We start from the raw sequence: 18,077 nt of genomic DNA, 5'->3' as shown, positions 1-18,077 counted from the left end.
ACACTTTAAACTGTCTTAAGTGTACCATAGCTTCTCCCGAATTTCAATTTTTTTCAACAAAAAAAGCCGCCAAACTTTTTATTCAGCGACTCATCCTCCAAAAAACAATAACAACCGTAACTTTATATTCCGCATTATATCATATCCGGAGTGCGAATTCAATATCAGATTGAGTTCCGGTTCTACAACCATGATGCAAAAGAGGACTGCTGCCAGCAAATGCCGGCAGCAGTCCTCACATATCAGAACAAAAATTTTACTTCAAGGCATGTAGTGCCTACGTGGTGGGTAAGTTCACTTCTTCGAGTATAATGCATCATTCCTGGAGAGAAGATATACGCAATACTGGTTCATGCTGATTCCTTCTCTCTGAGAATGTTCTGCCAGTGATCTGTGCAGACTTCTCGGGAGTCTTACTTTAAACTGTCCGGAATAATCTTCCAGACTGTCCGGTTCATGAATCTCCACTCCGTCTTCCAGTGCAGCTTCAAGCCACGTTTTTTTTGCATCAATCGCATTTGTTACTGCACTCTCTACCGTTTCTCCACAAGTGATACATCCCGGCAGATCCGGATAGGAAACAACAAATCCTCCTTCATCCTTATCCTCTACAATCTCCATGCGATAGGGCATTGCCATATAATCACTCAATGTCTTTGTCTTCATTATTCTTCGCCTCACTTTCAACCACCTGTTTTACCATTTCCACATATACCTTTTTGATAGGTTCGTGCTTTGGTATTGTGATTGGCATACAGCCTGGTTTTCTAAATGTATAATGGCTGCTTCCGCTTCTTGGAGCATCCATCACATATCCGTAACTTTCCAACACTTTTCGCAGCTCATCAAACCGAAGATCTTTCGATAAGTTGCAGATACGCGCTATCAATTTATCCCATTGTGACATAGGATATACCTCCTGTTTCCATTATATGTGGTATCGTATTTGGTGTCAATATTCTCCTAACTTCTTTTGCCGAACCTGTTTTCATATGCCTCTTCCAGCTCATGAAGACGTGTTCTCACGCTTCCTCTCTGCGCCGTGGAGATTCTTGCGGCTTCGTTATACTTCTCGTTAATAGAAGCACGTTTCGTTCCGCTAAAGAAGTGACTCAGCCAGTCCGTCATCTCTTCGATGCTTATCTGGTCATTGATGCTGCGCTTAACGATCGGAGCGAGCGTACTCATGTGAAGTCTGGCTAAGATGCGCTTTTTCACATTCGGCTTGTCTACCCGTTTTGCGATCTCCTCCAGTCTGCACAAAATGGACCAGATCTCCTTCATCTGCTCTTCCGTGATGATGGCAGTCCTTGCCAGCGGACGAACTTCTTTGGTTTCCAGAGACGGATCTTCCGTATATAACACGATCCACATCTTTAAGCAGATGTCTTCGTTCACATACCCTTTTATTGCGCTTTCCGACAAGCAATTAAAAATCGGATGTTTGGAAAGCCTTAAGAGGGTTTCGAACGATCGCATCTCGATCCTGGTACGTTCGATTGCTGACATTCCTTTTCCAGAGTTGGCATTGATAATGATCCGCCGTTCCTCTTCCCTGGTGAGATTGTCGTAATACTCGATGCGCATCATACGACTTGCCATCACCGTTCTTATGCTTAACGGTAATTCATTATAGGTCAGCCCGTTCACATCGATCGTATGGATAAGCTGTCCTTCATCGTACTCTTCCCCATACTTCAGGAACTCTTTCTCCTCATCCGTAAGATCGATCGGATCTTCCGGATTCAGCCGCAAACGCCATAAGTTCTGACACCGTACCTCACCTCCGAAGATCTTCGTCAATGCCGTTACCCTCTGTTTACCATTAAGCAGATCATAGACTCCAGGATCTCCTTTTTTCTCTGCCGTATGCCGGGATGCATTGATCGCCGGGATCGGGAACGATTCTACGAGTGAAGCAAATAACTTACACTCCCGGTCCTTATCCCATACATAGGATCTCTGGTAGATATTGCTGAACGTAATCGTTCCATGCTCCACCATCTTCACAAACTGTAACACGTTCCATGTCTTTGCTGCCTGTGCAATCATATTTTTTCCTCCTTTTGGTGTTTCATCGGAGTCGCATTCTTATTTTTTTGTACAAAAAAAGTCACATACAATCCCCGAAGGGATTGATGTGACTTAATACTCCGATGACATTTAATAGTTGACTATACTACTTTTTCAGTATACAGCACCATGAGCTTACTGTCAACATTTTGCTTGTCACGGCTATTCGAATTTTACTGTGGGATATTTTAAAATTCCACATTTTGCAGAATGTTACGAATTTGTGGGATTAGCATTCTCTTCCTTGTCTTTAAAATCGTTTATTATTGCAAATACTTCTTCTGTGGTTAATTCTTCCCTATCTGTTAATACGCTAGATAAATGCTCAACTAATTTTATATTTGAACTAAGCAGTTCCTTGCTTTCTTGGTAAAAAGCTTTTGATATATCTATAAGTTGAGATTCCAATTCCTTATCTAATAGTGTTTTGCTCATCTCTGAATTGATCATAGTAATATAACCTTTAATCAATTCCGTTGCACTTTTAAAATCTGAATTATCTCCAAGAAAACTACCCATATGATAATGCCCAAATATTAACTCTTCTGCTATTGCCCCTGCGTATTTAACAAGTATCATGCTTTTCACATCTTCTACATTCCCAAATGTATCATATCCTGTTGCCACATTTGGTTTGCAAAGAGAAGCTGTCACAACGATTGTATTTGCGTTTCTTAAATAAGCCATTACTGCATGACCCGCTTCATGAACAGTAACCACCCTTCTTGTATATTCATGTGTTTTTTCTTTATTACTTATTATAGCTTTTCCAAATGGCTTTATAACATCACTAGCGGTAGTGGAAGAATGTTCAACGCTCCACATTTTTGCACTAAGCAAATTCAATACTCCTACCACTGCCAATAATAATGCATGTATTGAACCCACTACACATTTGATATTATCTTTTGTAAATTCCAACTCATTATCATAAAAGAAAAATAATAATAAAGATATGCCACAAGCTAAAATAAAACATTTAATTACGGCTATAAAAATAGCATATATTTTCGATGCCAAATCAGAGTTTCTATTCATTTGTTTTTCCTCTTTTCATTCGTGAACCTACCCACCACTTAGGCACTGCACAACTTGAAGTGGGGGCTTCCGTCCCGGAGAACGTCTATTTTCCTGGTTACGAGGAGTCAATTTTACCGGATGACTGCGACCATCCGAACCTTACATACAACAAAGTACAGCCAGGCTAATCCCGGTGTTCCGACCGGTTCTGGTACATTCCGGGAGTACCCACCGTTTTATCTTTAAGCTGCGATTTGCAGCATACGGATTGCTTCTTTCAGGATATTGATTGCAGCCTGTTTATCGCGGTCCATCACATGCCCGCATACCGGGCAGATATAGGTACGGTCAGACAGAGTCAGCTCCTTATGAACATGACCACACTGACAGCAGGTCTTACTGGACGGAAACCAGCGGTCAATCTTTACCAGCTGTTTTCCCTTCCGTTCAGCCTTATAGGTCAGCATTTCCACAAACATGCCCCATCCGTTATCAGATGTGGATTTTCCGAATTTCAGGGAACGTCTGATAGCAGACATATCAAGATCTTCGAGCGCGATCAGGTCATAAGTATCAGTCAGGGATGCAGACAGCTTATGCAGGAAATCACTCCGCTGATGTTTGGCTTTCGCATGCAGCTTTGCGATTTTCAGACGCTGTGCCTCATACCGCTTGGAGCCTTTCTTCTTACGGGAAAGACGTTTCTGTTCCTTTACAAGTGCCGGTTCGATTTTACGATATGGCTTTGGAAAATCCGGAGTATTGCCATTGCTGTCCACATACAGATTCGGAAGGGACATATCCAGTCCGATCATAGTCTTTGGCTTTGTTTTGGCAACAGCAGTTTTTGGATATTCCATCAGGATTGAGTAATACGTTTTTTCATCCGGTTCCATAGTAACAGTGACAGATTTGATGACTCCGCCAGGACGAATGTTCCGGTGCATCTTCAGCCGGATCCAGTCTTTGTGTTTTGGGAGCTTCAGAAGTCCGTTTTTCTCATCCAGGACAATGTTGGATTTCCCGTTCTTAGCACAAACAACGTTTGTGGTATACGATTTCCGACTGAACTTTTTTGATTTGAATTTCGGATACCGGGATGTACCCTTGAAGAAACGGCTGAATGCTGTTTCAAGGTTGAGCTGGACATTGGCAAGTGCGAGGGAGTCTACTTCTTTCAGCCAGTTACACTCATCCAGATCTTTGTAATCAGCCGGTGTATTATCCGGAGCTTCGCCGATTTCCTGATACAGGGTATTACGATCACCAAGCATCCGGTTCCATAAATACCTGCAACAGCCAAAGGTCTTTGCTTCCAGTGCGGCATCATTCGCAGTTGGAACACCGTAGAAACGATACGCAATACGTTCCACTGGAGGTTTTGGTGTGGATGATTTCTTTCTGTCCATGGGGGGTCCTCCTTTCTGTCGTAATAAATGTGCTTGAATGTGTTTGATGCAAAAAGCAATATCAAACGTATGTTCTGATTATACCATATATAGAGCAAAAATACCATAATCTCATAATCATCCATAAGAAAATGCAAAAAGCCGCAAAAATGCGGCTAAAATGTAATTTCTATACAATGTTCAGTTTTGATGCCAATTCATCCCGCCACCTATAGAGATGGGGGAATTCTTGGCGAACAATGTTAAATCTGACAAGGCAGTTATATAGTCTTCTGACTTGCCACATTTTATAGACTCTTCTCGATATGATGTTATATCTGCTAAACTTAATGTTTTACTCATACTTTTGATATTTACAAATATTTCCTCTTCTGCATTATAGTATATTTCAATCCCACAGTAAAGTTGTATCTACAAGATTTATCCCACATCCTAAACCACACTAAAGTTCGAATGCGGCTTGTCACGCCATGACATAATCTGGCTGTGAAGCAAAATACTTCTTGATCATCTGCATACAGTATCGTCCCATTGCGATCGGGACCCCGTTTCCACACTGCTGCTGCTTTGCAGACAACCTTCCGAGAAACTCAAACTCCTCATCCAGACCGGATAAGGCTGCTGCTTCTGCCACCGTGAGAATCCGGTCCCAGTATCCGCTGTTATCAAATCGAGGCGGGATGATCACGGCTTTTCTCCAGTTGCAGATCGTTATGCTCGGCTTATTCCGATCCAAACGCCGATACATGTTCGAATGGACACTTTTTGTCCTGTATTCTTCTGGAAGATCATGCCAGTTTCCACCCTCCGGGACCAGAGCGATTTTCTCCTTCGTTCTTGCTCCTGGAATGCTCACATCAAAGAAGTTTTTCCAGGCTTTCGTGACCTTTCTGATCGCTTCACCAGCCGTTTTAACCGGTCTTAGGAGCAGATTGGGGAAGATGTTTGAAAGCGGTTCTTTCTGCCGCCGTATGCCGAGAATAAACGCCCGTTTGCGGGTGGTATATCCTCCCACGTCCGCATCACAGATCACCCTTGCCTCAATGCAGTAGTCCTTTTCCAGCTCTCCGCGCAGATAATCCATATTTTCCCCGTAGGAATCCGTCAATAACTGCGGAACATTCTCGATAAGAAATACCCGGATTCCAGTCTCTTTGACCAGCCGAATGTATTCCTTGAACATGTCCCCCTCTTCATGATAAATCCCTCGTTTTTCTTTGGATGGATTTGCTCTTGAATAAGGCTGGCATGGCGGACCGCCGATTATAACATCTGCCTCTGGCAGATCGCTTGCCTTTAACGATCGGATATCCACATTCCTGATATGGTCCCCGATATTATGCCGGTACGTCAGAATCGCTTCCTCATCATGTTCAAAGGCTGCCACAATCTTGAAGTTTTTATCCCCGGCAAATGGGTAATCTAACATTCCGGCTCCGGAAAACAGGGAAATCACCCGGATCACGTCTTTTATTTCTCTGGACACTTTTTTCGGTACATCCGGATCACGATCTACCAGGCTCCCAAATATTTCTGCAAAGCTCATCTGGTGATAGTCTGTTGATATGTTTCCGGTATCTCCTGCTGCCCGGAGAAGCGTTTTGCTTACCTCTATCTCGCAGGTCCGGTTCACATATCTATCCAGGCTTATGATCTTCTCGTTTTTTAAGCTTCTGTTCCGGATATCCTCACGCTCCAGGGATGATACCAGGATGCTGTCTTCCTTCATCTCGATCTCAAGGAAATCCGCATGCTTGATCGCATTCCGGATCTCTCGGTTTCTGAGATCGATCAAGGATTTGATCTGACCGCTTTTGGTCTTCTTCCTCGAAACCATAAGTCCGTCCTTTGCCGGAAGAAGGATCAGGTTATTGAACTCTACATCCAGGATATATCGGTAATGTCTTCCCGGAGAGAAGCGCTTAAGACCGGAGAATGAAAATGTCAGTCCTCGTTTTGATGTTTTAATTTTCTTTTTTTCCATAGTAGTTTTTCCTTTCTCTTATTTTTCACGCCATGGAATCTTGTTCCCTGGCTGTATACGTTACTGATACTCAAGATGCATTCGATGGTCACGCCATGTATACTCTCCATCTGGAGATTCTTCTTCCACATCATCCAAGACCACTCCGATAAATGCCTCCATCTCATGAACATCTGCTGTTTCCAGCGAATCGTAAAGTTCCGCAGAGATCAGAAAATATGCAATGGTATTGCATTTTCCATCTATCTGCCGGATCTCAAATTCGTCCGAATTCAAAAGTGACATCATTTTCTGCATTCCGGCAGATGTCAGATAATCGTCTGCACAAAACTGTACGCCTACAATGGGGAATGTTTTGTTACCCGCCTCAGTAGTGCTCGATTCTCCGCAAGACAACCTTGTTTTAGTTTTCATCTCTTTCATTCTTTTCACCTCATTTATTATTTCAGCTACGCTATTCTGTTTTTTTGCACAAAAAAAGAGCCAACCTACCGCGAAAAACGGTGTTGACTCTTTTTTCCTCGTACACAAATCGTTCACATAACTGATATGTATATCATAAGACTTTCTGCATCAGTTGTCCAGTGTTTCTTTCGAATTTACAATGTTCTCAACATTCTGACCACTGTAGAATATTCTGACCACTGTGACCGTCTTTTGTTCTTCTTTAACCACATAATATACAATATAGTTATCTACCGGAAGCTGATGTACTTTCTTGGAATGCCAAGGTTCCCATTCGACCAACGCATAACGAGATGGTAGAAAATCCAACGACAAGATTTTCTTCTGGATACGTCTTAGCTGGGTGGCAGCAGTATCCGGAACAAGAAGTTCGTTTGCAATATAGGCATAAATTTCTCGCAAATCGTTGTATGCGTCTGTCGAGTATCCAACCTCATAGCTACTTATCATATGCCAAACTCCTTTGCAAGTGCCGCTTCTACTTCAGCAGCAGAGTATACTTTTCCTGCTTCAATAGAATCCATGCCCTTTTGAAGTTCCGCATCAAGCTGTTCCCGCGTCATTGTGTCTATCGTTGGATGCTTTGATGGAAGACGCAACTCAAACGGAATTCCTTTTTTTAGTACAATCTGGCTGTATAACATCTGAATTGCACTTGATGGCGAAATTCCGAGTTGTGAGAGAATTCCTTCTGCATTGTCCTTAAGATCCGAGTCGATTCTTGCATATATAACTGATGTATTTGCCATAGTATATTCCTCCTTATTGATATCATATACGTTTTTGCTTGCAAATACAAGCATTTTAAATACTTACATTTTTTATCACTCTCCTTAAATTTAATTCAGTTATAATACTTTCTATTTTTGCACAAAAAAAGAGCCAATTCACCCAAAACGGTGTTGACTCTTTTTTCCTCGTACAAATCATTCACATAACTGATACATCCATCATACGACTTTCTGGATCAATTGTCCAGTGTTCTTAGGATTTTTCCCTCTTCCTGATATCCGCCCAGACATAATTGTCATAATTATAGGACCTCTGTTCAAAGTTGTTGAAGCGATTCCCGGACGTATTCCGGTTCTGTTTCGGTGTCCCAGCAGATTTCTTCTGTTTCTCCTGGCGGCGTTTGTCCAGTATTTCCACGTCCTGTAAGGTCCTCACGCCGTTTTCCTTCCAGCCGGTGAGGATTTTATCCGCGTATGGGAAACTTGCTGAACCTGTGGTTGTGAGCGTCCTGTTGCATGCCTCCGTGACGATTGCGGAATCAAAATCAAATTCCTTAAACCAGCGGCGCATAAATTCCTGTTCCGCCGTCCCCGCATTTCTTCCCATGATGCCGAACGCTTTCATGACAGCGGACGTATCTTTCGAGTATTTCATTGAGTGTTCTCTCGCCTCGTCCTGAGTATGAATTCCAGCTTGATACCAGTTTAACGCCACCTTTTCTATGTAGCGGATACTCGTGTGACCACCCTCGGCGCAGTACTCCGCGAGATATTCGAGAAGTTCGCAGGACATATGGAGCACATCATAAAAATAGGCGAATTTCTCGCACTCGATCGTGCTGAACGTCTTTCCGAGATACTGCTGGACCGCATAGAGAAGCGCAGAGAATTCCTCATCCGCAGACAGGCGCTTCATCCGGTCATAACTGTTTCCTGCATCCGGGATCGCAGTTTTTTCCATGGACGGCACATTCTGGGATGACCATTCATCCATCGGAACAGCTGTCCCTGATTTCTGTTCATTCATTTTTCCCAGCCTGGATGTGGCTCCCGCATTCTGCAGGTTTTCTGCGGATTTCGCACCTGAATTTTCTGCCTCTTCCATGAGTTCTCTTTCTGGTGCAAGAACACCAGCCCGTTCCCAGTACGCCAGTGCGCGGCGGACATCAGACTCTGTATGGTTCAGTGTATCCGCGATATCCGGGATTTCCATGTTCTCTCCCTCGTGACGGAGAAGATAAAGATATACTTTTACATATTCCCCATTGGCGGTCTCCATATATTCGTCAATAAATATATTGGAAACAGCAGTCATCGCCGCATTGATATTGTTTTTATAGCCCAAGCTCATTCTTTTTGCCCCTTATGCTCACGTCCCGATCTTTATCCATCAATTCTCTGATTCTCGCCTCAAGCACTTCAATCTTCCCAGACATGCGTACAGTCTCAAGTTCCGCAGACTGGATCTTGCCTTGCATTTCACGCTCTTTTTCTGCTACGGCACGTTCCAAAGCAATTGCAGCATCTTTTTGTTGACTGGCAATCTCAAAAATATGCTCCTTTTTCAGCTGATCGATTTCCCTTTGCAAATCTAAGAGCTTTTCGTTCTGTTCTTTATTATAAGCTTCCAGCTCATTATATTTTTCCTGCATTTCTCGCTCTTTTTCTGCTACGGCATGATTTAAAGCAATCGCTGCATCTTTCTGCTGAGTCGATAATTCAGAAGCGTGATCCTTTTTTATCTGTTCCAGTTCACGTTGTAAATCCGCGATTTTCTCTTTTGCCGCCTGTTCTGACGCTTTCAAGTCATTATATCCAGCAAGTTTTTCTTTTGCTTCTTTCCATCTTGTCATGAGGATTGTGTTGAATTTTTCTTTTTCTGCTGCCAAAGATTCAGCTGTATCAGCCTGCTTCTTAGCCATTAAAGCATCCTCTTCTGCCTTTTTCGCAGACTGCATCGCAACCTCTTTTTCTTCCATAGCAGCTTGCAACTGATTTTGGAATGTACTTTTTAATGAAGCTTTTTCCATTTTCAGCTTAATAATTTGCTGTTCCTTCTCATCGAGAAGTCTTTCACGATTACTGGACGCAGTCTGGAACATTCTGCGAATATCGTTTAAAGCCGCATCCAATCCCTTTGTATCTATTCCATTTTCCTGCATGATCACATCATCCATGCTTTTCTCAACGATTGCGAATATGCGATTCAGTGTTTCCGCCTTTTTTTCATCCGTACCTTCCGCCATTTTAGCGATCAGTGCGTTTCCACGGCTGATCACCTCGTCCGGACAATTAACTGCAAAGTTTGCCATATGCATTTCTCCATTTCTATACGTTCCGTGTGTTTATAAGCATATAATAGCACATATTCCGTGTCAATGCAATCATTCTTAATTATGAATTAACTCAATTAACCATAATTAACCGTGTAATCATTTTCTGTGATTTTCATCAATGCAATTGTGATTTTTCAGGGAGAAATGGGGTTTCCACGATCTTTTTTATAAGGCTGAGATTATATGCCTACAATAATCCTGGCGTTGATGTCTGGACCACAAGATTTTTCCTGTTAAACGCAGAAAGACCTGCTGCCAATGCAGCAGGTCTTTCCAACTCACATCATACAAAAAGCTCCTTTCTGGTGCAAAGCACATATACTCCAACAGCCAGTACAGCCACCACCGAGAACATAATCTCTCCGCAGTCTGGCTGACCGTGCATCATGCAGTACACTGCTAAGCCGCCGACAACGCAAAGCCCTCCAAGCAGTCGCTGAACTGCCGGTCTTCCCCAGGCTTTGAACCACTGGAAGAATTCCCTATTCAGTCTGGAGAACTTCTGGCATCTCAAATATCTATGAACTTTTCTCCTTCTGCCTTTCTGGAGCGTTCTCCACTCTTGCTCTGTTACTTTTGCAACTCTCATATGTTTTTCTCCTTTTGTGTATTTATTTACACATCCTCTATCAGGTAATGTGCATTATTTCGTCCGCATAGCGGACAGTTCTTTCAGTTCCTGTTTTTTCACACAAAAAAGGTCGGAAATAACCTAGATTATTTCCGACCTAATATGCCCTGTACGATAATAACAACTAACTGATATAATCAGTATATCTTATTTTTCCAAGAAGCGCAACCAGTTTTGATGATTTCTCCAGTATTTCTATAAATTCAGGCAGAGTACTACGTCCATAGGAGCCGCTGCACCGCATGTGAGTGGAGCATTCATAGTTTTTCCAGATGATCACGATCACTTCTGCGCATGACCAAAGAAGTCTGTTCCATTGATGACCATGATATCATTCACGGATCCGTCTTTTAAACTTACGGACAGATACTCATAATCCCCCATCCGGATCCCGTACAATGCACCATTGTCCCCGGACTGCATATGGTCCAGAACAGCCGCCACTTCATCCTCTGTTGAGTCCAGGGAAATCCCCTTATAGAATTTCAGCCCCAGATCTTTTGCCGTCTCTTTTGATGCCAGTATCGCGATCACTTTGCTGTCAATTTTATATCCGGATTCTCCGCTTCCTGCATATGCGATATATCCTGTAATCTCCCGTCCGGTTTCATCTGAAAACACAGTCGCTACCGGTTTTCCCTTTGTCAGCTCGGCAGCAGGATCCATTGAATCTGAAAAGCCCAGTTCTTCCATAACGGAATACTCCATTGGAAGTTTATATGTGCTTCCATTTAACTCAATCGTATCAAAATTCTTTTTAAAATCCGCATCAAGATGGGTTGCATCCGAAGCACTGTTTACGTCTTCCTGAGTATTCTGAGCAGCTTTACCGCATCCAGTCAACGCAAAAATCCCTACAAGTGTGAGAAGTGTATATTTTTTGATAATCCTCATGTTTGATCTCCCTCATGTCCAAAATGCCAATATTTGCATATTTTTTTATCATTTATTGACATAATAGCCTATAATGACACAGTTGTCAATTTCCAATCTTTCCACACAAAAAACAGTTCATCCACTCACCATCTTATTTTTGGCAAGAAAAAAAGCACCTATCCCTCACGAATGAATGGTGCCATCTCTTCCATTGTCTACTGCCCTGGCTTTTTCCAGGTCACGTTTTATCCGGTCTCAGCTTCCTTTTGCACACAAATAAAACATATTCGTTCAACCATTTTCGTTCAAATAGCTTCCTCTGTTCTCTTTCAAACTTATTCTTTTGGCGCCTTACGAATGAATTCAATCGAAAACAGATTCCATTACAGAAATCCAATTGTTGAAGTCAATGTTCCGTGTGTAAAAATCCACTGAAAAAATCTTGTTATCGATTTTCTCTACGGATGTTCACAATCCCTAGCTTTCTTATCGCTATGACAATCAAACAATATTATGTCTATTATTATAGTTAGCATCTGACTATTTGTCAAGTTTCCGGGAATTTCACGATACAGCCGCAATAAGGGCAATAAGGAAACTCCTCGTAAAACAAGATCAGTCCCCCAGGTGATATCACCTCTTTCCTCGGTGTCTGACCTTGTTCTGTGAAAATAAATTTTCCAATCTGTTTTCTCACGATGGATCTCTCAGCTATAGGTTTTGATGATTTGTTTGATTTTTTTCATTCCACCGTTGATTTCTATGACCTGGATTTGGTTTCCCAACATTTTTGTGCTCCGATCAATCTGCTGAAAAATATCTTTGTGAACGCTTTTTTGCGGTCTGGAAAAGCCCACTGCGTTTCCGCAAAGGATTACGATCTTCTTCTTTTTTAACCGCAACAGGCAGCAGGCTTCAAAAATTCCTCTCAAAAATACGCCGTTGGGGTCATGTTCCTCGCAGTCTCCAGAAATCACCTTTCTGGTCCCGCAATAGTCCATGAGAACCGTATATTTCCCCGATCGCGTTTGAGGGAAATATGCTGCTGACGGGATAAGCAAATATTTTTTATTTTCCTCCAGAATCTTATGAAGGTCCAAGTCTGCAGCATTTACTTTACTCACAACAAAAGAAAGGCTGGGTTGCTCTTTCTGTGTCTTATCTGCTTTGTTTTCCTGCTTGACTGTTCCTTTCTTATACGTTCCCTTTAATGTCTTTGCCGCTTCGACTGCCATTTTATCGCACTGTTCATTAAGAGGATTTCCCGCATGTCCTTTTACCCATGCAAAATCAATCTTCCGCTTTCCAATCACGGTCAATAATTCTTTCCACAAGTCTGCATTTTTGACCGGTCCGCCCTCTTTTCCTCGATCCCAGTTGAGTCTGACCCAGTTTTTGATCCATCCTTTTCCAAATGCATCCACGATATACTGTGAATCCGTATATACAAACATCGGTTTTTCGATATCAGGGCAATGCTTTACCGCCTCAATAACCGCCATAAGCTCCATACGATTATTGGTCGTTCCTGCGGCTCCCCCGGAAAGGCGCATTTCATACTGTTTTCCATTTGATTGATACCGAATAATCGCAGCATATCCACCAGGTCCGTATGGATTTTTCAGACAGGAACCGTCTGTATAGATCTGTATCACATCTTTTGTGCTTTTCTGCGTCATGTCACTCTCCCCCCCTCCAGCGTCTCACAAGCGGTCACGAAATGGTCTCAGAAGCCTTTTTCTCTCCGGTATTCGGCTTTTTGTTCTCGATGCAAGGAATGCTTCTGCCTGTTCGTCTGTACATGCAGTCCCGATATAAAGGCATCTATTTACGGATCCGGTCCAGTGAGAATCGGTATACGGCAGCTTTTTCATTTTTTCTTCTTCGATCCATTGAAGGATGTTTCCACGAAAAAGCGTTTCCTCGTATCTCCCTTGTTCCAATAGATTCATATATTGCTGTAATTTCTCAATTTTCCAATTTTCCGCATCCACAAGTGCGTTTTCATCGATCACGATCCATAAGCTGGCTGCCAGAGAATCACCTGCATTGTATTGGCATTTCCATCCTGCGTAAAGTGTAATCCTGTGCATCTTCTCATATTCGCTTGACTCCAATGCTTTTATGAGTGCTCTGATATTTTGAAGTCCTCTTCCATATTCATACTTAGCATCCGAAACAGCCGCGTTAAATTTTGAAGGATCCGGGACCGGATATGTATTTTCTTCTCCAAAAATCTGCACCTTCCCATGAGCCGGCATCCGATACCGTTCTGACGGAAATATAAATGCTGTTTTTTGCGTATAATTTCTTAGGATTTGAATTTTTCTTCTTTGCGCGGTAATCCGGAACAGACTGGAACCGCACTGGTATTTTTCTCTGGTAATATCCGTACCTGGGAACGGCTGTTTCTTATGCATCGCGGAACTTTTTCTGTTTTCATGTTCTTCCTTGTCGATCAGATAATATGCTGCCAATGCATCTTTGATCATAGTCTGTTCCAGCTCGTTTTCATTGAGTAGTGTTTTTCCTCCTTTCATAAATGCTTCGGTAAAGGGATGGGACTGCATCTCTGCATTCATGATTTGGTTGTGATAAATCAACATATTGTTGCAATAAAAAAAGATCTGATCATCCTTCAAAAACCAATAGAGTTTTCCATGCCCCACAGAGATTTTTTTCTCTTCGCAGAATCTCATGGACTCTTCGATGTGGAGCAGGATCTCCTTCATATTGGAATTAAAATAATGTCTCAGATCTCCAGCTATATCATAATGGACTGGCATGATTTCTATCATTTATCTTTCCTCGCAGTTGGAGCAAATGGCGCTTTTTCAAAAAAATTTCCATCGGTCAGTGCCTGGTGACGGTAATTTGTCACCCAGCATATAATGGCTTCCGCAATAAATTCCGTCATGCGATCAATCGCTTCATCATTCTTCTTTGCCAGGACAAGTCCCTGGCTTTCTCCAATGATCCCCAAAATGGACACGTCCCCCATTGGATCATAATGCAGGTTCATGCCGCTTCCAGGATTTACCGGGCGGTTTGAGATTATGATTGTTCCAGTCTCAGCTTTTCCTATCGTTGCATCAATTCCAATGATAACTGAATCCGGATATTTTTCACGCAGTTTTTTTGCGTATTCATTCGTATTTCCGCCCTTTACGGGAAACAAGATATTTCCATACATGGGAACCGAATCCATAAAATATTGAATGAGTGCAATACTATTGGGACCTACATAGTCAGCATGTACTTCAGGATCCCCAATCCCAACCAATACGATTTTCTTTTCTTTGGGGACGATCTTATTTAAAAATCTCGCAAACCGATGAACTTCTACGAATCTTTTTATTTTAGATGTCCTCTGGCTGAAAAAGCTCTCCGTTAATAATTTTTCTTCTATCATAAACTTCTCCTGCAAGATTCTTCTTTTATGCCATCGCCACCTGCCACAAATGCTTCCGTGCTTTTTTCACACATCGATAATAAGAGGATTCCGGAATTTCCATTGTCTCCATGATTTCCGCTCCAGAGACTCCCTTTAAAATTGCATACAGAATTTCCAATCCGGCAGCAGTGCTCTTCTCGCTTTTTCGAAGTTTTCTCCGTTCACGCAAAAGGTCTCTTTCTAAGTCCAGCCTTAAAAGCTGGTAAGATAGGCTGTCTTCACCTGTGTTTTCAGCTTCCAGATTCTTTAAGGATTCCTCCAGATTGTCATTCTCCTGGTTCCGATCCGTTTCACGCTGATACAGCGCAGCTCTTTTTTGGCGCTTTATGTGCCGGAAGTAATCCGCAAATGAGTTTTTTATATAAGTTGTGGCAAACGTGGAAAATTTTGTCTGCTCTGATTCCTTATATTCCATAGAGGCTTCCCATAAATACATAAGTGCCATCTGTTCATAGTCTTCTCTTTCCACTGCCGCATACTTGTCCTCGAAGTAACCATGTGCAATGTTAAGTGCCAACGCTTTGTTGTCAAAAAAGATCTGTTCTTTGTCCACTCTGCCACCTCCCTTAATTTCGTCATTCTGCTCTGCAGCCGGCTTATTTTTTCTCGTCTGTACTTTCTTTCATCTCACAGTTTGCCTGCGGCACACTGCGAAGTGTATTATCGATTTTCCTTTTCATCAAATGGCTGTAATGCTCAATATCTGATGCTTCAATGGTTTCTTTCACTACTAAGCGATCAACTATATTTTTTATAATACTTCCAAGCGCAAGCTGAAGATCCAATAACTCCGAAATGCTTCTCCCTATCGCCTCATCATTTTTTGATGTATTTGTAGTCCCTGAAGGATTGGTATAATCACTCATTATCCTCTTCCTTTCGTTATGTCCTATACAAAGTAGGACAGTTTGCTGTCACATCCCACGCAGGATGTATAGATTGACCATTTTTGTATAGTAAAAATATAACATATTCCTATATTTTTTTCAACCCTATCACGGAATTTTTTATATTTATTACGTTTTATTTTGATTTTATTACGTTTTAACAGTTTGAAAAATAAAAGAAAGGACGATTATCGCCCTTTCTTTTGCTGATTTCTTACTTGGATGCATCTCATTTTTGTTACGCTCTCATTATCAGGAATATAATTCTTCTGATTTTTCCAAATCCTCTGGTTGCTTTATTTTCCCTATCAGATTCCAAATGGAATCCCTTTCCCGTGAAGCAGTCTTTATCTGGTTTACCAACACATACCTTGTTCCATCCACGACAACTTCAATGCTGTTTTTTCCAATTCTTCTCGCACTTTGGATCATCTCCATATGCGGGAATAATCGATCCCAGCCACTCCTATATTGTAGAAGGTACCCAGATGTGTTTTTTTCGAGATATGCTTGTGTATACTGTGCAGTTGAGTCAATGACTTTTGCTATTTCTTCATAGCTTACTCCAAAGATTACTGCATATATTAAGATACGTTCCTTTGAATATTTCCGCACATCAAAAGAAAAAACGCTGAAAATCTCTTCACCCAGAATTTCAGCCAGTTTATCTGCATATTGCATTATTGGAGGATAGCCTTGTTCGAGTCGGTTGTACATCTGTCTTGAACATCCGATTTTATTCGCAATTTCCCCCTGGGTCAATTTTAACTTTTTTCTGCATTCCTTTACCTTTTTCGCAAACTCCGGATACATGCTTGCATCACAAAACGTATTTTTCATAGTTAATCCATTACTTTCTTAAATTCTATATTTTTTTATATAATGCTTTGTTTTCCTGGCTTTCTGTTGATTTTCTCCTCGGTTTTGTCAACCCCAGCTCCTTCGCGATTTGCATTACACGCCGAGTGCCGATTCCTAAGTGGCTTGAAATCATATTGATAGGCTGTACTCCATAGTTCTCACAAATATATTTTTCTGTATATGATTGGCTATATAATTTTCTTGGGAAGTTGACCATCATTCCACCATAGTGCTCGTGAATTTTCATCACTGCATCTTTATCCCCCAATAAAGCAAACATATCTTGGTATATTTGTGAGTAGTTTTTGCTATCCTCGATAATAATCACACCTTCTTCATTTTTCTTTCATAAATACATGATCTGTTTCGAATTTGTACAATGTCCATATCATACCATGAGTATATTAAGGTGGTATCAATTACTAGATGAATAATCACTTTTGCACCCTGGCAAAAAAGAAATATGGATATGTATTGATAAATATTATATCTATTTTCTATTGAAATTATCACTTGAAAATTACATATGAAATTAACTATATAAATTTCCTATTTCGACAAATAGATCATAGTTCTATTGTTAAAAAATGAGCGCGGATCATCAAATTCGATCCGCGCCCGTATATTCAGGTCCTTATTTTCTTTCTTGCCCGTCCTGCAACCGAAGCTGCATCTTCTCTTCCATTATTTCAGATACTTTATCGCTATCAGTCATACTCCCCATTACGTTCATGTAAACGAAACAGGAACCTTTAATTTTTACGACAACACTGTTTCTTCCTTTTCTGCTGAATGAGTCAATGATTCCCATGTTTGGGAAGATTATGTCGATCTGATCTTTCAAATGCAGATAAAATATTGTCTTCTCGCTGAGAAGGCTCTTTTTTAGTACAGCTTCTTTGCAGCCTAACGTATTTGCGATCTCTTTATAATCTTTGTTGAAGACTGCCATACATACCAGGATAAACTCATTGGAGTAGCGATAGATATCATATGGAAATACATCAAAAATTTCTTTTCCGAAAACATTTCCCAGCTCATGCGCATGCTGTATCGCAGATGCGCCTCCGTTTTCCATCTGCTGATATAAAGTTCTGGAGCATCCAATCTGATCTGCTACATTCTGCTGAGATAGTTTTTTATTTTTCCTGGCTTCTTTTAGTCGCTGGCTGAACTCCGGATACATATTCTTATCATATAAATAACGAATATATTTCTTTCCCATATTGCTTCCCCTACTCTGTTAATTTCGCCCTTAGTCCATTCAGTCCCCGCATATCGTCAAGTCCTTTTCCTAAGATCTTTTATGTCTGTTTTTAGGATTTCTCCTTTTTGTACGTTGTCACCATT

The 18,077-nt window shown here is 41.5% G+C and carries 21 protein-coding genes; all 21 read right to left on the bottom strand.

What is annotated here, in order from left to right:
* Window positions 1-294 precede the first annotated feature (294 nt).
* The 21 genes from DXA87_RS03815 to DXA87_RS03715 all read right to left on the bottom strand — a co-directional run bounded on the left by DXA87_RS03815 (window position 295) and on the right by DXA87_RS03715 (window position 17,952).
* Entirely contained in the window at window positions 295-666 is a 372-nt protein-coding gene (locus tag DXA87_RS03815; RefSeq protein WP_117503323.1) for a type II toxin-antitoxin system HicB family antitoxin, read from the bottom strand.
* Window positions 644-907, bottom strand: coding sequence for a type II toxin-antitoxin system HicA family toxin (locus DXA87_RS03810; protein WP_117503322.1), 264 nt, complete (start codon window positions 905-907; stop codon window positions 644-646). The genes DXA87_RS03815 and DXA87_RS03810 overlap by 23 nt, the downstream gene beginning before the upstream one ends.
* A 56-nt stretch (window positions 908-963) precedes the next feature.
* Window positions 964-2,052, bottom strand: a complete 1,089-nt coding sequence (locus DXA87_RS03805) for a DUF262 domain-containing protein (protein WP_117503321.1) — start codon at window positions 2,050-2,052, stop codon at window positions 964-966.
* 234 nt (window positions 2,053-2,286) lie between these two features.
* A complete protein-coding gene (locus DXA87_RS03800) occupies window positions 2,287-3,111 on the bottom strand; it encodes an ATP-dependent Zn protease (protein ID WP_117503320.1) in 825 nt (274 codons plus the stop codon).
* 224 nt (window positions 3,112-3,335) lie between these two features.
* Window positions 3,336-4,502, bottom strand: coding sequence for an RNA-guided endonuclease TnpB family protein (locus tag DXA87_RS03795; protein WP_117503319.1), 1,167 nt, complete (start codon window positions 4,500-4,502; stop codon window positions 3,336-3,338).
* A 463-nt stretch (window positions 4,503-4,965) separates the two neighbouring features.
* A complete protein-coding gene (locus DXA87_RS03790) occupies window positions 4,966-6,486 on the bottom strand; it encodes a DNA cytosine methyltransferase (RefSeq protein WP_117503318.1) in 1,521 nt (506 codons plus the stop codon).
* Between the two features lie 60 nt (window positions 6,487-6,546).
* Window positions 6,547-6,909, bottom strand: a complete 363-nt coding sequence (locus DXA87_RS03785) for a hypothetical protein (RefSeq protein WP_117503317.1) — start codon at window positions 6,907-6,909, stop codon at window positions 6,547-6,549.
* A 150-nt stretch (window positions 6,910-7,059) separates the two neighbouring features.
* A complete protein-coding gene (locus tag DXA87_RS03780) occupies window positions 7,060-7,401 on the bottom strand; it encodes a type II toxin-antitoxin system RelE/ParE family toxin (protein WP_117503316.1) in 342 nt (113 codons plus the stop codon).
* The gene (locus DXA87_RS03775; RefSeq protein ID WP_117503363.1) at window positions 7,398-7,700 is read right to left on the bottom strand and encodes a type II toxin-antitoxin system RelB/DinJ family antitoxin; all 303 of its coding nucleotides are present in this window, start codon (window positions 7,698-7,700) and stop codon (window positions 7,398-7,400) included. Before DXA87_RS03775 ends, DXA87_RS03780 begins: the two co-directional genes overlap by 4 nt.
* A 235-nt stretch (window positions 7,701-7,935) precedes the next feature.
* Window positions 7,936-9,033: a DnaD domain protein gene (locus DXA87_RS03770; RefSeq protein WP_117503315.1), complete on the bottom strand. Its 1,098-nt coding sequence runs from the start codon at window positions 9,031-9,033 to the stop codon at window positions 7,936-7,938.
* On the bottom strand, window positions 9,017-9,994 hold the full coding sequence (locus DXA87_RS03765) for a hypothetical protein (protein ID WP_117503314.1): 978 nt from the start codon (window positions 9,992-9,994) through the stop codon (window positions 9,017-9,019). Before DXA87_RS03765 ends, DXA87_RS03770 begins: the two co-directional genes overlap by 17 nt.
* A 307-nt stretch (window positions 9,995-10,301) precedes the next feature.
* On the bottom strand, window positions 10,302-10,607 hold the full coding sequence (locus DXA87_RS03760) for a hypothetical protein (protein WP_117503313.1): 306 nt from the start codon (window positions 10,605-10,607) through the stop codon (window positions 10,302-10,304).
* Between the two features lie 324 nt (window positions 10,608-10,931).
* A complete protein-coding gene (locus tag DXA87_RS03755) occupies window positions 10,932-11,543 on the bottom strand; it encodes a hypothetical protein (RefSeq protein WP_117503312.1) in 612 nt (203 codons plus the stop codon).
* A 689-nt stretch (window positions 11,544-12,232) separates the two neighbouring features.
* Window positions 12,233-13,204, bottom strand: coding sequence for a ribonuclease H (locus tag DXA87_RS18685; RefSeq protein ID WP_117503311.1), 972 nt, complete (start codon window positions 13,202-13,204; stop codon window positions 12,233-12,235).
* 24 nt (window positions 13,205-13,228) lie between these two features.
* The gene (locus DXA87_RS03745; protein ID WP_117503310.1) at window positions 13,229-14,323 is read right to left on the bottom strand and encodes a hypothetical protein; all 1,095 of its coding nucleotides are present in this window, start codon (window positions 14,321-14,323) and stop codon (window positions 13,229-13,231) included.
* Window positions 14,320-14,937: a DUF1256 domain-containing protein gene (locus DXA87_RS03740; RefSeq protein WP_117503309.1), complete on the bottom strand. Its 618-nt coding sequence runs from the start codon at window positions 14,935-14,937 to the stop codon at window positions 14,320-14,322. The genes DXA87_RS03745 and DXA87_RS03740 overlap by 4 nt, the downstream gene beginning before the upstream one ends.
* A 25-nt stretch (window positions 14,938-14,962) precedes the next feature.
* The gene (locus tag DXA87_RS03735) at window positions 14,963-15,532 is read right to left on the bottom strand and encodes a sigma factor (protein ID WP_158553011.1); all 570 of its coding nucleotides are present in this window, start codon (window positions 15,530-15,532) and stop codon (window positions 14,963-14,965) included.
* A gap of 43 nt (window positions 15,533-15,575) precedes the next feature.
* On the bottom strand, window positions 15,576-15,845 hold the full coding sequence (locus tag DXA87_RS03730) for a hypothetical protein (RefSeq protein WP_117503307.1): 270 nt from the start codon (window positions 15,843-15,845) through the stop codon (window positions 15,576-15,578).
* Between the two features lie 273 nt (window positions 15,846-16,118).
* On the bottom strand, window positions 16,119-16,706 hold the full coding sequence (locus tag DXA87_RS03725) for a helix-turn-helix transcriptional regulator (RefSeq protein ID WP_117503306.1): 588 nt from the start codon (window positions 16,704-16,706) through the stop codon (window positions 16,119-16,121).
* A gap of 25 nt (window positions 16,707-16,731) precedes the next feature.
* Window positions 16,732-17,055, bottom strand: coding sequence for a hypothetical protein (locus tag DXA87_RS03720; RefSeq protein ID WP_117503305.1), 324 nt, complete (start codon window positions 17,053-17,055; stop codon window positions 16,732-16,734).
* Window positions 17,056-17,361: 306 nt separating this feature from the next.
* Window positions 17,362-17,952: a helix-turn-helix domain-containing protein gene (locus DXA87_RS03715; RefSeq protein ID WP_117503304.1), complete on the bottom strand. Its 591-nt coding sequence runs from the start codon at window positions 17,950-17,952 to the stop codon at window positions 17,362-17,364.
* Window positions 17,953-18,077: the final 125 nt, after the last annotated feature.

Origin of the sequence: Desulfotomaculum sp. OF05-3, from assembly GCF_003435535.1 — a bacterium.
In the GTDB taxonomy this organism is placed as follows: domain Bacteria; phylum Bacillota; class Clostridia; order Lachnospirales; family Lachnospiraceae; genus Pilosibacter; species Pilosibacter fragilis.
Note: the sequence above shows the minus strand (reverse complement) of the source record. Positions and strands in the feature narration are given on the sequence as shown.

What these genes read in the sequence shown, in the direction of transcription:
- DXA87_RS03815 (WP_117503323.1), bottom strand. Translation starts at nt 666, where the DNA reads ATGAAGACAAAGACATTGAGTGATTATATGGCAATGCCCTATCGCATG.
- DXA87_RS03810 (WP_117503322.1), bottom strand. Translation starts at nt 907, where the DNA reads ATGTCACAATGGGATAAATTGATAGCGCGTATCTGCAACTTATCGAAA.
- DXA87_RS03805 (WP_117503321.1), bottom strand. Translation starts at nt 2,052, where the DNA reads ATGATTGCACAGGCAGCAAAGACATGGAACGTGTTACAGTTTGTGAAG.
- DXA87_RS03800 (WP_117503320.1), bottom strand. Translation starts at nt 3,111, where the DNA reads ATGAATAGAAACTCTGATTTGGCATCGAAAATATATGCTATTTTTATA.
- DXA87_RS03795 (WP_117503319.1), bottom strand. Translation starts at nt 4,502, where the DNA reads ATGGACAGAAAGAAATCATCCACACCAAAACCTCCAGTGGAACGTATT.
- DXA87_RS03790 (WP_117503318.1), bottom strand. Translation starts at nt 6,486, where the DNA reads ATGGAAAAAAAGAAAATTAAAACATCAAAACGAGGACTGACATTTTCA.
- DXA87_RS03785 (WP_117503317.1), bottom strand. Translation starts at nt 6,909, where the DNA reads ATGAAAGAGATGAAAACTAAAACAAGGTTGTCTTGCGGAGAATCGAGC.
- DXA87_RS03780 (WP_117503316.1), bottom strand. Translation starts at nt 7,401, where the DNA reads ATGATAAGTAGCTATGAGGTTGGATACTCGACAGACGCATACAACGAT.
- DXA87_RS03775 (WP_117503363.1), bottom strand. Translation starts at nt 7,700, where the DNA reads ATGGCAAATACATCAGTTATATATGCAAGAATCGACTCGGATCTTAAG.
- DXA87_RS03770 (WP_117503315.1), bottom strand. Translation starts at nt 9,033, where the DNA reads ATGAGCTTGGGCTATAAAAACAATATCAATGCGGCGATGACTGCTGTT.
- DXA87_RS03765 (WP_117503314.1), bottom strand. Translation starts at nt 9,994, where the DNA reads ATGGCAAACTTTGCAGTTAATTGTCCGGACGAGGTGATCAGCCGTGGA.
- DXA87_RS03760 (WP_117503313.1), bottom strand. Translation starts at nt 10,607, where the DNA reads ATGAGAGTTGCAAAAGTAACAGAGCAAGAGTGGAGAACGCTCCAGAAA.
- DXA87_RS03755 (WP_117503312.1), bottom strand. Translation starts at nt 11,543, where the DNA reads ATGAGGATTATCAAAAAATATACACTTCTCACACTTGTAGGGATTTTT.
- DXA87_RS18685 (WP_117503311.1), bottom strand. Translation starts at nt 13,204, where the DNA reads ATGACGCAGAAAAGCACAAAAGATGTGATACAGATCTATACAGACGGT.
- DXA87_RS03745 (WP_117503310.1), bottom strand. Translation starts at nt 14,323, where the DNA reads ATGATAGAAATCATGCCAGTCCATTATGATATAGCTGGAGATCTGAGA.
- DXA87_RS03740 (WP_117503309.1), bottom strand. Translation starts at nt 14,937, where the DNA reads ATGATAGAAGAAAAATTATTAACGGAGAGCTTTTTCAGCCAGAGGACA.
- DXA87_RS03730 (WP_117503307.1), bottom strand. Translation starts at nt 15,845, where the DNA reads ATGAGTGATTATACCAATCCTTCAGGGACTACAAATACATCAAAAAAT.
- DXA87_RS03725 (WP_117503306.1), bottom strand. Translation starts at nt 16,706, where the DNA reads ATGAAAAATACGTTTTGTGATGCAAGCATGTATCCGGAGTTTGCGAAA.
- DXA87_RS03715 (WP_117503304.1), bottom strand. Translation starts at nt 17,952, where the DNA reads ATGGGAAAGAAATATATTCGTTATTTATATGATAAGAATATGTATCCG.